General features: G+C 44.9%; 13 protein-coding genes. 8 read left to right on the top strand and 5 right to left on the bottom strand.

Annotation, left to right across the window (positions count from 1 at the left end; translation table 11 throughout):
- Window positions 1-19 precede the first annotated feature (19 nt).
- Both CH367_RS18410 and ilvD read right to left on the bottom strand, forming a co-directional pair.
- Window positions 20-556, bottom strand: a complete 537-nt coding sequence (locus tag CH367_RS18410) for a nucleoside 2-deoxyribosyltransferase (RefSeq protein ID WP_100763956.1) — start codon at window positions 554-556, stop codon at window positions 20-22.
- Window positions 553-2,235, bottom strand: coding sequence for a dihydroxy-acid dehydratase (gene ilvD, locus CH367_RS18405; protein WP_100763955.1), 1,683 nt, complete (start codon window positions 2,233-2,235; stop codon window positions 553-555). Before ilvD ends, CH367_RS18410 begins: the two co-directional genes overlap by 4 nt.
- Before the next feature lie 329 nt (window positions 2,236-2,564).
- On the opposite strand from ilvD, the gene CH367_RS18400 reads away from it, so the two are divergent.
- Together CH367_RS18400 and CH367_RS18395 are read left to right on the top strand one after the other, a co-directional pair.
- A complete protein-coding gene (locus CH367_RS18400; protein WP_165783332.1) occupies window positions 2,565-3,128 on the top strand; it encodes a metal-dependent hydrolase in 564 nt (187 codons plus the stop codon).
- Between the two features lie 259 nt (window positions 3,129-3,387).
- On the top strand, window positions 3,388-3,684 hold the full coding sequence (locus CH367_RS18395; RefSeq protein WP_100763954.1) for a YciI family protein: 297 nt from the start codon (window positions 3,388-3,390) through the stop codon (window positions 3,682-3,684).
- Window positions 3,685-3,692: 8 nt separating this feature from the next.
- On the opposite strand, the gene CH367_RS18390 is transcribed toward CH367_RS18395, so the two are convergent.
- The 3 genes from CH367_RS18390 to CH367_RS18380 all read right to left on the bottom strand — a co-directional run bounded on the left by CH367_RS18390 (window position 3,693) and on the right by CH367_RS18380 (window position 8,135).
- Window positions 3,693-5,018 carry an adenylate/guanylate cyclase domain-containing protein gene (locus tag CH367_RS18390; protein WP_100763953.1) on the bottom strand — a complete coding sequence of 442 codons (1,326 nt, stop codon included), beginning with the start codon at window positions 5,016-5,018 and terminating at the stop codon, window positions 3,693-3,695.
- Window positions 5,019-5,143: 125 nt separating this feature from the next.
- Window positions 5,144-6,058 (bottom strand): glycosyltransferase family 2 protein, encoded by a 915-nt coding sequence (locus CH367_RS18385; RefSeq protein WP_100763952.1) that lies wholly within the window; start codon window positions 6,056-6,058, stop codon window positions 5,144-5,146.
- Between the two features lie 28 nt (window positions 6,059-6,086).
- The gene (locus tag CH367_RS18380; protein ID WP_100763951.1) at window positions 6,087-8,135 is read right to left on the bottom strand and encodes an O-antigen ligase family protein; all 2,049 of its coding nucleotides are present in this window, start codon (window positions 8,133-8,135) and stop codon (window positions 6,087-6,089) included.
- Window positions 8,136-8,282: 147 nt separating this feature from the next.
- On the opposite strand from CH367_RS18380, the gene CH367_RS18375 reads away from it, so the two are divergent.
- From CH367_RS18375 to CH367_RS18350, 6 genes are all read left to right on the top strand, one after another.
- On the top strand, window positions 8,283-8,585 hold the full coding sequence (locus tag CH367_RS18375; RefSeq protein ID WP_100764042.1) for an STAS domain-containing protein: 303 nt from the start codon (window positions 8,283-8,285) through the stop codon (window positions 8,583-8,585).
- Complete coding sequence (locus CH367_RS18370; RefSeq protein ID WP_100763950.1) at window positions 8,582-9,019, top strand: LIC_11090 family protein; 438 nt, start codon at window positions 8,582-8,584, stop codon at window positions 9,017-9,019. The genes CH367_RS18375 and CH367_RS18370 overlap by 4 nt, the downstream gene beginning before the upstream one ends.
- Window positions 9,020-9,163: 144 nt before the next feature.
- Window positions 9,164-10,114: an MbnP family copper-binding protein gene (locus tag CH367_RS18365; protein WP_100763949.1), complete on the top strand. Its 951-nt coding sequence runs from the start codon at window positions 9,164-9,166 to the stop codon at window positions 10,112-10,114.
- Window positions 10,115-10,161: 47 nt separating this feature from the next.
- Window positions 10,162-11,361, top strand: coding sequence for an MbnH family di-heme enzyme (locus tag CH367_RS18360; protein WP_100764041.1), 1,200 nt, complete (start codon window positions 10,162-10,164; stop codon window positions 11,359-11,361).
- A complete protein-coding gene (lsa30, locus tag CH367_RS18355; RefSeq protein WP_100763948.1) occupies window positions 11,333-12,229 on the top strand; it encodes a laminin/fibronectin-binding adhesin Lsa30 in 897 nt (298 codons plus the stop codon). The genes CH367_RS18360 and lsa30 overlap by 29 nt, the downstream gene beginning before the upstream one ends.
- Window positions 12,229-13,266 (top strand): LIC11086 family outer membrane transporter, encoded by a 1,038-nt coding sequence (locus CH367_RS18350; protein ID WP_100763947.1) that lies wholly within the window; start codon window positions 12,229-12,231, stop codon window positions 13,264-13,266. Before lsa30 ends, CH367_RS18350 begins: the two co-directional genes overlap by 1 nt.
- The last annotated feature ends 11 nt before the right edge of the window (window positions 13,267-13,277 follow it).

The following is a 13,277-nucleotide window of genomic DNA, read 5'->3' as shown; positions in this document are numbered from 1 at the left end:
GCAACTTTAAGCCAAAGACTCAACCGCCATTCTCCCTTTCGGCGATTCGTTTTAAACAATCCTCAAACCCGCCTTCCACAAGAAGTCCGCCCGATTTTTCGATCGAATATTCCAACATCAGGTTGAGACAGTTGCCGAAGTCTTCGTTTAACAAAAAGCCCTCGCCGTCGATCTCATAACCGGATGGATGTGGAAACACGGGAATCTTCTTTTTAACGATCTCGGGAAGAGGAAGAATCGAACCCGCGTAACCGTAGATTCTTTTACCGGAAGAAAAAGCGGCTCCAATTTCAAAAGAGGTTCCGTCGTCCACAAGAGGACCTCGAAACGGATTACAATTCGCTAATACGATATCGGATTTTCGGATCAGTTCCAGGTTGCCGAAGAAAATCTTCCGTGCAAGATCCGTATCTTTTTCAAGGCCGGAGGGGATGTCGGAATCGAAAGGAGAAAAGGCGTTAAAGCCGAAAGAAGCGCAAAGAGATTTTCTATCTTGCAAAACCGCAAAAGCGTCCGGTAAGAAAACTTCCGGTCCTGCAAGATAGATCGTTTTCAAAGTAGATTCGTAATCGCTCCGTTAGTCGCCGATTGAACCAGTTTTACGTATTTGGCAAGAACTCCGGATTTGTATCTCGGCTCGATCGGTTTCCAAGCCTTCAAACGTTTATCGATTTCTTCCTGAGAGATTTCCACTTGAAGAAGATTTTTGGTCGAATCGATCGTAACGGTGTCTCCGTTTTGAACGATCGCGATCGGACCTCCGTCGAAAGCTTCCGGCGAAATATGACCGACTACAAGACCGTGAGTCCCGCCGCTGAATCTTCCGTCGGTCATAAGACCCACGTCTTCACCGAGTCCCTTACCCACAAGAGCGGAAGTAACCGCGAGCATCTCTCTCATTCCCGGACCGCCTTTCGGTCCTTCGTAACGGATGATGATCACATCCCCCGCTTTGATCTGATCGGACATGATCGCATTAAAACAATCGTCTTCGGACTCGAACACTTTCGCGGGACCGGTGATGGAAATTTTTTTCAGACCCGAAATTTTTGCGACCGCTCCGTCGGGTGCGAGGTTTCCTTTTAAGATCACGAGAGGACCGGAAGGATGAAGAGCCTCGGATCTTTTACGAACGATCGTCTGATTCGGAACAAGGTCCGGCATGTCCCTTAGGTTTTCCGCAATCGTTTTACCGGTAACGGTCAAACAATCACCGTGGAGCATTCCTTCTTTTAAAAGATACTTCATCACTCCGTGAACGCCGCCCACTTTGTCGAGATCGGTCATCGCGTATTTACCACCCGGCTTTAAGTCCGCAAGGTGGGGAGTTTTTTTACTGATACGATCGAAGTCTTCCAGAGTCAGATCCACTCCGATCTCTTTTGCGATCGCGATCAGGTGAAGAACCGCGTTGGTTGAACCGCCTAACACGAGAACGACGGTGATCGCGTTTTCAAACGCTTTTTTGGTAAGAATCTGTTTCGGTGTGATGTTCTTCTTGATGAGTTCGATCAAAGCCTTTCCGGCCTCGAAACAATCGTCCGATTTTCTGGAACTTACCGCCGGCATGGAAGCGGAACCCGGCAAACTCATACCCAACGCTTCGATCGCGGAAGACATCGTGTTCGCGGTATACATTCCACCGCAACTTCCGGCACCCGGAATCGCACTTTGTTCCACTCTTACGAATTGTTCTCTGGAAATTTTTCCCGCGTTCATCTGCCCAACCGCTTCGAAAACGGAAACGATGTCGACGTCGTGTCCGTCGCAATTGCCCGGAAGAATCGTTCCACCGTAAACGAAGATGGAAGGAACGTCGATTCTACAAAGTGCCATCAAACAACCCGGCATGTTTTTATCACAACCGCCGATCGCGATTACACCGTCGTGTCTCATCGCGTTGGAAACGATCTCGATCGAATCCGCGATCACTTCTCTGGAAGGAAGAGAAAAGTGCATTCCTTCGTGTCCCATCATGATACCGTCGGATACGGTGATCGTTCCGTAAATCTGAGGCATTCCTCCGGCGGTACGAACTCCTTCTTTTACTTTTTCAGCGAGTCGATTGATATGAATATTGCAGGGAGTAATTTCGCTCCAAGTGGAAGCGATTCCGATCATCGGTTTGCGAAAGTCTTCGTCCGTAAAACCCACGGCGCGGAGCATCGCACGATTCGGAGCTCGGTTGTCTCCATCGGTTGTCATGGAACTTCTTTTTTTCAGGTTATCGCTCATCTTTAACTCTCCCTTCCGAAATACGATCGCATCGGGTTTTATACGTACAGTTTTGCAGACTCACTTTCCGGTCAAATGGAAAAGTCAAAACGGGTCTTAAGATTTTTAGAAAGGGAAGAATTTTCGAAACAACGAATGTCCATTAATTTTCCAATTTTCGACACTATTGGTATCGGATTTAATTTTCAAAGACATTTTTCAAAAAAAGAAATACGGAAAGAACTTTCATCAAATACTTGTTACGAGTATACCCTCTTTCCGGAGAATTTTTAAAACGTGTATCATGTCTTTGGAATAAAGCCGTTTATAAATTACCTAAGGATAAATCTATGCCCACGATCATGACTCATACGGCGGTTCCGATCTCGTTTGCGATCGCGTTCGGAAATAAATTCGTTCCAATTCGATTGGTTCTTTTAGGAATCGTCTTTTCGATTCTTCCCGACGCGGACGTAATCGCGTTTAAATTCGGAATTCCATACGAAAGCGACTTGGGCCATCGAGGATTCAGTCATTCCGTTTTGTTCGCATTCTCTTTGAGCGTATTGGCCTGCGTACTGATTCGTTGGTTCAAAGCGAGAATGGAAATCATGATCCTGTTTTTATTCATTTCGATCCTATCGCACGGAGTTTTGGACGCGATGACGAACGGCGGACTCGGAGTGGGATTCCTCATCCCCTATTCTTCCGAAAGATTTTTTTTCGAACAAAGACCGATCCGAGTTTCGCCCATCGGAATTAAAAACTTTTTAACCGATCGCGGAGTCGCCGTTTTGAAATCCGAAATTTCAGTCGTTTGGATTCCCCTTCTGGAAATTGCGGCTTCTATTTTTCTGGTCCGAAAGATCGTAGAATTCGTTTTGAAAAAGCGTAAGAATTCTTCCCCGTCGTAAGAATTTAAAGACGTAGGAGGAAGTTTCGCAGTCTTATAAGATAACTTAAACTTGAAAATTTACAAAATGTCCCGACAAGATCCATGTTTTACGATTGTAAACCGGAGATTTTTCTGATATTAGAGGATTCGGCACAAATTTTCCCGCCTCCTCACCACCTCCGCCCATACAAGGGTGGGGCCCGAAAAATTTCACGGTAGATCGTCGGAACTACGACAAGTTTGCAAATTTCAAGAGCTTAGAAAATTCTGGTAATAACATGAAACAGTTTATCGTAGTTCTTCGTTATCTCACACCGATCGAAACGGTGGATCAGTATGTGGTCATACACAGGGAACATTTGTCCAAAGGATTCGAACGAAAAATTCTACTCGCGTCCGGACCTCAGGAACCAAGAACCGGAGGAATTCTAATCGCGAGAGCCGGCTCCCGCAAAGAACTCGAAGACTTCTGTCATCAGGATCCGTTTTATACGAACGGAGTCGCCGAATACCAAATCATAGAATGGAATCCGGTCAAACATCAAAAAGAATTCCTCGAGTTCTGGATGAACTGAATCTAAACTTATACCTTGCCCAACTCGTAGATGTCTACGGGTTGTTCTCTTCCCTTGACTTGGATGGAAGATAAATGTCTTCCCGGAACGTTGGCCTTGATATCGTCGTAAACCGCTTGAGTCACCAAAAGTTTGGTTCCGAATTCCTTGTTTAAGGATTCCACTCTGGAAGCGAGGTTGACCACGTCTCCGATGATCGTATATTCCTTTCTCGCCTCGGAACCTACGTTACCCGTCATTGCTTCACCGGAATGTAAACCGATACCGATCTGGGTTTCCGGAATTTTTCCTTCCTGATTGAGAAACTCCACTTTCTTCAACAATTCCAAGGAAGCCATCACCGCGTTTTTCACGTCGTTTCCGCCGTCCGAAATCGGAGCACCGAAGACCGCCATAAAACCGTCTCCGAGAAACTTATTGATCATACCGTTGTGCATGTTCACGATATCGATCAAATGAGAAAAGATGTAGTTTAGATAATCGATGACTTCTCCGGGAGATCTTTTTTCGGAGAATCGAGTGAAGTTACGGATATCCAAGAACATCACACATACGTGTTTGAATTCCGAAAAACTTTCGTTCTTTTGTTCGAGAAGACGATCCACCACGTCAGGCGAAACGTATTGACCGAACATACCGACCACCTTGTTTTTTTCCTGAACCGCTTCCATCGCGGAGATCAAGGATTTACGAAGCTGAAGCCCCACAAGACCCGCGGCCACACCCCCGAAAAAGAGAAGCAACGCCTTCGAAAAAAACGGAGCCACGGAATTGAAAAAGTGGATCGGCATCGGAATCGGGTTTTTTGGAATATAATAAAGAGCTAATAGAATCACTTCGATTCCCGCGACCAATCCGGTAAACGCACTCAACCAAAATTCGAGTCGAAGCACCGAAAGAATGATGAACGCAAAAAACGTAAGAACGGCCGGAGAATACAATGCGATCAAAGGAGATTCGAAACCCTGAGCGCTCAAGTAGATCAAAAGAGCGACGGAAGAAACTTCGGCGAGCGCGTTTCCGAATCTCGCAATCGGGAACACCACCTTTCTTTTTTTTAGAAACCGTGTGAAAACTCGGTTAACGGCGAGTTCATAAAGCGCGGTCGCTATGTTGATAGTTAAAATGGCCCAGTATGGAAAACGTCCTCCGGTTTCTTGGTCGATAAAATCGCGAAAGAAAGTGAAAAAAACGACCATGATCGAAGACGCGACCGAAAAAAAGATAAAAAGAATTTTTGTTCGAACGATCTCGCTTTTTAGAATCTCGTAGGAAAGCGGGTCCATCGTTCTATTTTTGAACTTCTTGGTGAGTTCTTGAATAGGATTCGCCATTTGTAGCTCCGAAAGTTTTTGAACCGTCGATTATAAACGAAACGGTCAAGATTGGAAATAACTTTCAGAAGCGTTTTAAAAAAGAAACGACAAATCCGGAAAGGATCAAAAAACCTATCAAACGATCAAAACCTTGTCCAAACTTCCGGGTTCAACAGAAACTCTTTGATACGCATTCCAAATGAAGAATGAAGTCCTTCCCGCAGAGTTGCATCGAAAAGAGAATCCAATTCTTCGTTCCAAGAATGTCTTTTGACTTTTCCCTGCCTTAAAACATTCCATTTTATAAACAGAATTTTCTGAGCCAGGCTTCTTTGTGTCTCGTTTGGTAAATGAGAATTTAATAATTTTAGAATGGAGTAAATTCGAAAACGGTCCATCACCGGATGTTGGAAGGAAAGTTGATCCTCATGTCCGCCGTAACGAATGAGTAAGTGTTCCTCTAAAAGAGAAACCGGAACTCGGGAGGTAATCCTCAGCCACAGATCATAGTCTTCACAAGCCGGAAGTTCTTCGTCCATTCCGCCCGTTTCTTGATAGAGTTCTTTTTTTAAAACCACGGAAGAAGGAGTAACGCTACAAAACTCCAAACTTTGTTCGAAAATTTCATCGCTCTTTTTTGCCAGATAAGAAGGAGGATTCACCCGTTTCCCGTTTCGAATCCAGACTTCCTGCGACTGTAGAATTTTTACATTCGAATTTTTGCATATAAAATCCCATTGACGTTCCAGTTTTTCGGGAAGCCATTCGTCGTCCGAATCCAAAAACGCGATCCATTCTCCCCGCGCTTGTTCCACTCCTCGATTTCTCGCGTGACTGACTCCCTTGTGCTCCAAGGGAAGAATGGAAATAAAACCGCCCGCGGTCGCGTCCGGAAATTCTTCTTTGATTTTTGAAATCGTATCGTCCGTGGAACCGTCGTCCACGACGATAACCTCCAAGGGCGACAAAGTCTGCGCGAGAACCGTTCGAATGGCCCTCAATACCTTAACTTCCCGATTGAAAGTGGGAATAATCGCTGAAATCGAAACGGGATTCATAAAACTTTTAGAATATTCTAGTTATAGATTATAAGTATTTTTGAATTCGAATCCGGGAACAGATCTTTCGAGGTTCCGGATCGATCGGCTCGAACTTCCAGAATATCAGTGTTTGCAAGAAGTTCGGCTCTTTCAGCAAAACACAACTCGATTTCAAAAGATTCTCCCCTTCGATCGTTTGCAGGGTTAGGTATTCCCGGGGTTCTTCGAACTTTGTGGGTTTGTATTCCCTCCATTTTCCTCCGCTTACGAAAAGGGATAAGGAACCTTTTTCCAAATTCCAATCCGGCCAAACGTCGTAAAGATCCGGTTTGGAAACCAAGGTCATCTTCCCTTCTCCGGCTAAAACCCAGGCCTCGGATCGACGTTGTTCCGCCCCCCCTTCCGATTTTACCGGCGGAAAATAAATCCCGGAAAGATACGTTTTTGTAGGAAAGAAAATCCAAGACCCGAGCAAAAGGACAAAGGAGACGATTGCCAATAGTTGAATATTCTTAAGTGATTTTTCGAATGGAAACCGGAGTTTAAGATCCGCAAAATTTCCGAAAATCAAAAACAAAACGATCCATTGAAAGTAAACCGCTCTCAGATAAAACCATTCCTGAAAAAAAGAATATATAAAAACCGCGGAAACCGATCCGACGATCAGGGAAGAATGGAGAACCGACTTTTTTTCGTTTCGAAACCGCAAAAGCCCGTACAACAAAATTCCCCAAAGCAAAGAATAAACTACGAGCCCGAGAAACCCCAGACCGGAAAAAATCTGAACCGTTTGGTTGTGTGTGGTATGATAGGCGCTTTCCCGTTTCAAAGGATTGAGACAACATTCGTTGTACCAGCCGAAGGATTCGAATCCGCCGCCTAACAACGGTTTTTCGGAAGCGAGTTTGAGTCCCGCGATAAAATGAGAAAGCCTTTCCGGATCTCCCGACCCGCCTCCTTGTGTTCCTACAACGAACAAGGGAAATAAAATCGCTCCTACCACAAACAAACCCGCGAACGAAAACGATAAAACCCGGATCACAACTTCGTTCTTTACAAAAGAAAAATAAAACCAAACACAAAGCGTGATAACACAAAACGCGGCAAACGATAAAACTCCTCCCCGCGCACCGATCCAAAAAAATGTAATTCCCAAAATCGAGACCGCTAACGGAAGCCAAATCCATTCTTTTTTGAATATTCTAAAATTATGATTTTTAGGATCGTTTCCTAAAAACTCCCAGAAAAATGGAAGGCTCGAAATCAAATAGATGGCAAACCAACTTCGATTCCAAAACAGGGATTGAATCGCCTCCTTCGGTAGATATTTCTCCAAAGAAGGAATCAAGGAATGCGGTAAGGCGACGAGTTTGTATCCGTCCAGCCATGTATGATAAGAATTTAATGTGTTTTTTACGAACGGAAAAAAATATTCCGCCCAACCGAAACCGATCGATACTACCGCACCGAAAACGATCCCGCCCGAAAATATATAAACAAACGCGGAGAATTCTTCCGAATTTTTATATTTTTCATCGAGCCAATTCTTACGCGCTATAAAACCGTAACAAAACAAAACTCCCAGAAACAAAAGTTTCCAAGGATAGTTCGGTTCAAGCTCCGTGGAATGCAAAAACCAAAACCATCCCTTCTGATAAAATCGCAAATCGAGAATCAAATCGGGATTGGCCAAAAGACTTAAGAATCCGGAACACCAAAACAAAATCAAAAGAATTCCGATCGGACGTTTCCAAAAACCCTCGTCAAAAATCGAATTTCCGTGAAGACGATTCTCTATGATTCCCCGCACGCACCAAAAAATCCAAAGACAATCTTGAATTTCTAAAAATCTTCCACCCGGATGATTTCCGAAAAACACTCCGCTCGCTACGACAAGGAACGTGCCGACTAACGGCGATAAGACGTCGACCCACGCGTAGAGAATAAAAAGAAGAACGAATCCGATTCTAAATTTCCAAGGATAAAAGGACAATAAGGGAAGAATCAAAAGAACGGAAAATACGATCCAAACCGCGGACCGCAAACGCGGAGTCGCGGAGAAATTCTCGATTTGATTTCGAATCCGATTTTCCATAGGGATACAAAAGTTCGAAAAGCGTTTTTGCGAAACATAAAATCGGAACGAAGACTACCGTTTGTCGACTCTTCAACCGCAAAGGAACGTTTTTTTTGTTTCCAGGAAATACTCAGTCTTAAAATAGTAGTAACGGCGTTCTCATTTATGCAACAACTGGAAGAATCCACAATTTATCCCGATAAGAATTCCTTTCGGGTCGAGTTTCGTAAGAATATTTGTTCTGTCGAAACCGAAGAAATGGAGGAAATTCTCGCCCAAATCCGTGAAATCCGTCCCAACAACGTGATCCTGGATCTTACGCCGGTTGTCGCCATTCCTTCCATGGTTTTGAACCGTATTCTAAAATTTATTTCCGAATTGAAAAAGGAACAGATTCAGATTTCGGAAGTGAAACTGAGCGAAGGACTACAACTGGTTCTTTCCAAGCTCAAGATCAATCTGGGATGAAATTCTTCCTTTCGTCTTTTCTCTCAGTTTCCATCCTATTCCAAGCCTTAGTTTTTTCGAGCGGTCTTTTCGGTTGTGTTCTCGCGGAAAAAGCGAAAATCTGCGAATGCAACCACGGAAGTAAAAAACAAAAACATTCGAATGAAGAAGACAAACGTTTCTCCAAAAAATCCCGCTCCGGCGAGGAAGTTCACTCTTCCAACGCGCTTCCGAATTGTCATTCCGCAAAATCCGGCGAAACTCACGCGTGCGCCTGCAAAAAAACCGAAAACAAAGTTTCTAAACTCAGCGCTTTTTATTCGGCCTTGTTTTCTCCGGTTCAACTTTCCGCTTTAAACCACGAAACCGACGTAATTCACATTATCAGTTTAGAATATTCCGATTCTGGAATCCATTTTTCCCTTTCACTTTTAAAACCCCCTCGATTCTCCTAACCCTTTTTCCAAAACTTTTTCGATCCGTCCGAACACGGTGTCGTCGATTTGTTTCGTACTGCGAAAACTAGTCGTTTTTTCATACGATTCGTATTTTGTTTCGAATTCGTTCGGACCTTGGTTCCAATACATTAGGAGATTATCATGTTTAAAAAAATATCCGTTCTTACTCTGGTCGTATCACTTTCTTTTTTCACCGTTCATTGTCCTTGGGATAAAAAAAAGGACGATTCCGACATGAACAACATCGTCGCTTTGATCGCTCTCGCGGGCACACCCGGAATTCAGTTTTCCGCTTACGCTGGAACTCAAAAGCTGGAATGTGGGGCCACACTCAAAGGTCATGCGAGCATTCTTGAAAACCTTCCATTCATTCCAAACGCACATATCGCGGAGAGCACAACGTTTCAATTACACGACCTTCGTCTTTTCGTACACGACGTAAAACTCGTCAAGAGTAGCGGAGAAGAAGTCGCGCTTGTTCTCAATCAGGACGGCAAGTTTAATTCCGGGAACATCACTCTTCTCGACTTTGAAAACAAAACCGGTAAATGCGACGGAACTCCGGAAACAAACAACCTCGTAAGCGCTTCGATTCCTGCGGGAACGTATAAGGGAATCAAGTTTACCGTTGGGGTTCCCGAAAACAAAAACCACTTGGACGCGGACAATCAAACCGCTCCGATGAATACTACTGGTATGTTTTGGAGTTGGACCGCGGGTTATAAATTTTTAAAACTCGATTTCGAAACAGTCGAAACCGGAGCCGCAGGAACCTCGGTTCATATCGGCGCGGGAGATTGTACTGGAACCGGATCGGCGAGCACGTGCATACGATCGAATTTAATTCCGGTCACTTTGACTCCGGACGGAGGATTCAATCCTTCCACTCAAGAAGTTAAGATCGATGTGCAAGCTCTTCTGCAAGGAATCGATCTTACCGCGAGCGCGGGCGCGGCTATGTGTATGTCCGGAACGAGCGGTATGATGAGCGTGGGTTGTCCTACGATCTTCCCGAATATCGGTTTGGTTTTAGCGACCGGCGTTCCTGCAACTCCGACAAAGACCGTTTTTACGGTAAGACCTAAGAGTTAACTTCGACAAAGACATCGGGGGAACTCCCCGTGTCTTGGGGAAAGATTATGAAACGATTTCTTCATTGTATATATGCGCTTTTTCTAATTCAGTGCGGATCGGGAATTCTTCCGTTCGCTCCTTTCGATAAGAAAGAATCCAATCAGAACGACGCACTTTTGCTTTTGCTGATTCCTCAGAACACGTATGTTTGGAATCTGCCTCCCGGCTTTCCGACTCCCGCCGTTCCGGCTTCCAACCCGATGACACAGGAGAAGGTGGATCTTGGAAGATTCTTATTCTATGATAAGAAACTTTCGGGAAACCAAACTCAGTCCTGCGGTTCCTGTCATAAACAAGCGAACGCGTTTACCGATACGTTGACCACGAGCGTCGGTTCTACCGGAGACATTCATCCCAGAAACGCGCAAGGGATCATCAACGTTGCGTATAACGTGCGTCAGACCTGGGTCAATCCGAACTTAAAAAATTTGGAAGACCAGATGCTCGTTCCTATGTTCGGAGAACATCCGGTCGAACTCGGACTTGCCAATCGTGAAAACGATATGCTCGATCGTCTGAGAGCGGACAATCGTTATCAGACCTTGTTTCAAAAAGCGTTTCCGCTCGGAGATCCGTTCACCACGTCTAACGTCGTCAAGGCGATCGCGAGTTTTGAAAGAACCCTGATTTCAGGACGTTCTCCTTACGACAAATATCAATACGACGGAAACGTGGCCGCACTCGGAAACTCCACACAAAGGGCTTCGATCTTAAGAGGGGCTCAGATCTTCTTTTCCGAAAAGGGGGAATGTTTTCACTGTCACGGAGGTTTCAACCTCGCCGCTTCGAGCGTTCACGTGGGAACGATCACGGAAGAAATCACGTTTCACAACAACGGTCTTTACAATATCGGAGGAACCGGAAGTTATCCTTCGGGCAATCAAGGTTTGTATGAGTTTACCGCTTCGAACTCGGATAAGGGAAAATTCCGCGCTCCTTCCATTAGAAATATCGAATTGACCGCTCCGTATATGCACGACGGTTCGATCGATACTCTGGAGAACATAGTGGAACACTACAACGCCGGGGGAAGAAACATCACGACCGGTCCGAACACGGGCGACGGCAGAGCGAACCCGAACAAAAACCCGTTCGTATTTGCGATCGGACTTACCGCGGCCGAAAAAACGGACCTCGTAAATTTCTTAAAAAGTTTAACGGATACGGAATTCGTAAATGATTCGAAACACAGCGATCCTTTTTAGGATTTTTGTTTATGCAATTTCTTTAATCTTCTTCGGAACCTGCACCTTCGGTTCCGTGGGAGATTCCAGCAAGGAAGAAGCGAAGATGTTGCAGAGACTTCTTACTCTTTACAGCGAAAGACCGTCTTCGTTTAGAACCTATCTTTACTATACGGACGATCAACAGGATTCGAATATCGGGAACTTCGACGTGATTTCGGGAGCGACCACTTACAGTCTTCAACTTCAGTCCGGTTCACAGATCGTTTGGGACGGAATTTCGATCCGGGTCAATCCGAATCCAGTTCCCACGGTCCCGGGTCAAACAAGAACGTTAGACGTCACCGATCCCAACGAACATTCGACACAGTCTCATACCCCGTATACTGTCCCTCTGGATCTTCCGGAAACTTCTCCTTACGGACAAGAATACGGAACGGCAAAGTTCAGCGACACGAGTTTGAATACGATCACCGAAACGATTCTTACGGGAGACGTTCACACGTCTTCCGCACCGTTGATTACCGGAATTCCTTCGGGTTATCTCGCTTCGGTAAAGTATAAAATCAACTCGGTCAATCTTACGTTTCAGATCACGGCACCCGTCGCGAAAACGGTAAGACTTCAGATGTCCTCTTTCGTTTTGGAACTTTTTCCGAGATGCAGATTCGATATCGTCCCCGAAAAATTGGGAAGTTTTCCGGTGACTTGGAAATCGAACGGAATCTTTCAGGACCAAAGCGGAACCTCGATCCTAAATACGATCGCGGGTTTGACCAGCCCCGTGGATATCAATCCGTATCAAAACGTGAATCTATACAATCTGATTTTGGCGAACCTTCAACAACAGGACAGGGTTCTGTATCAAACCGGATGCAGTTTATTTTAATGAAACAGAATATTCTAATTTTCTACATTCTTCTTTTATTGTTTTCTTTCGCAAAAATAGAGGCGCATCACACCGGAATGGGCGGAAGCGACCAAGCTTCCACACGTTTCGTGGATCCGTTTACGGGCAAAAGGGAAAAACCGGCGAACTACGTGGTCTTTACGCAAGACTACTACAAACAAACCAACGAAAACAGCAATATCCATACGACCACATTCTACGGAGAGATGAATCTCAAAAACGGAATGTTCGCGCTCAATCTCAGCACGCCGTATACGTATTACGAACAAAAGGATCGTTCCGACGCCGCGAGAATCGGCAAAACATACATCGGTCTAAAGTATCTTCCTTTGATCGACTTTCAGAAAAATTATTTCGTGGTCCTCAGCGCGAACGTAGGTTTTCCTTCCGGACCCGATACGGATAAGTTCACGGGCGGAAATTATTATTCGGGAATTCCCGGTCTCACGTTAGGCTATCTTGCGGGTAAGTTTAGTTTCGTGGGAAGAATCAGCGGAATATTTCCTTTGTCCAGATCCCAACCTTCCAATCTTTCGGACAACGACGGAATTCCGTATTGGTTACGAACACCCTCTTCTGCCGCACCTCAAGACGCTTATCTTTTGAAAAAGACGACTCTTTTTTCCGGATACATCACGTATCTTTGGAAACCGGGTCTTTCCTTCTTTACGGGAATCTTATACAGAACCCCGTACGAAGGTGTGGATTTAAAAAGAACGGATCAAGGTAAGGTTCCTTCCATCTTTCGGGAAGTGAGTCTCGGATTTTCGGCCAACGTTTCTGAAAAACTCAACTTCAACCTTTCGTATCGTTATCCGTTGTATCGAGGGGACGATTATCGCTTGTATGATTACGCGCTTACGGCGGCGGTTTCGATCGAAATTTCCGAATTAGATAATTCTAATGAAGCAGAAACCAAAAAAGAAACAAAACCGGATTCAGATTCCAAAGAAGACGTTCCAAAAGAATCTACGGATGCGGAAAAAAATTCCAAGGACACGGCCGATCGCATCTGATCGACCGTGTA

The organism is Leptospira barantonii, from assembly GCF_002811925.1.
GTDB lineage: Bacteria > Spirochaetota > Leptospiria > Leptospirales > Leptospiraceae > Leptospira > Leptospira barantonii.
Note: the sequence above shows the minus strand (reverse complement) of the source record. Positions and strands in the feature narration are given on the sequence as shown.

What these genes read in the sequence shown, in the direction of transcription:
- ilvD (WP_100763955.1), bottom strand. Translation starts at nt 2,235, where the DNA reads ATGAGCGATAACCTGAAAAAAAGAAGTTCCATGACAACCGATGGAGAC.
- CH367_RS18400 (WP_165783332.1), top strand. Translation starts at nt 2,565, where the DNA reads ATGCCCACGATCATGACTCATACGGCGGTTCCGATCTCGTTTGCGATC.
- CH367_RS18395 (WP_100763954.1), top strand. Translation starts at nt 3,388, where the DNA reads ATGAAACAGTTTATCGTAGTTCTTCGTTATCTCACACCGATCGAAACG.
- CH367_RS18390 (WP_100763953.1), bottom strand. Translation starts at nt 5,018, where the DNA reads ATGGCGAATCCTATTCAAGAACTCACCAAGAAGTTCAAAAATAGAACG.
- CH367_RS18385 (WP_100763952.1), bottom strand. Translation starts at nt 6,058, where the DNA reads ATGAATCCCGTTTCGATTTCAGCGATTATTCCCACTTTCAATCGGGAA.
- CH367_RS18380 (WP_100763951.1), bottom strand. Translation starts at nt 8,135, where the DNA reads ATGGAAAATCGGATTCGAAATCAAATCGAGAATTTCTCCGCGACTCCG.
- CH367_RS18375 (WP_100764042.1), top strand. Translation starts at nt 8,283, where the DNA reads ATGCAACAACTGGAAGAATCCACAATTTATCCCGATAAGAATTCCTTT.
- CH367_RS18370 (WP_100763950.1), top strand. Translation starts at nt 8,582, where the DNA reads ATGAAATTCTTCCTTTCGTCTTTTCTCTCAGTTTCCATCCTATTCCAA.
- CH367_RS18365 (WP_100763949.1), top strand. Translation starts at nt 9,164, where the DNA reads ATGTTTAAAAAAATATCCGTTCTTACTCTGGTCGTATCACTTTCTTTT.
- CH367_RS18360 (WP_100764041.1), top strand. Translation starts at nt 10,162, where the DNA reads ATGAAACGATTTCTTCATTGTATATATGCGCTTTTTCTAATTCAGTGC.
- lsa30 (WP_100763948.1), top strand. Translation starts at nt 11,333, where the DNA reads ATGATTCGAAACACAGCGATCCTTTTTAGGATTTTTGTTTATGCAATT.
- CH367_RS18350 (WP_100763947.1), top strand. Translation starts at nt 12,229, where the DNA reads ATGAAACAGAATATTCTAATTTTCTACATTCTTCTTTTATTGTTTTCT.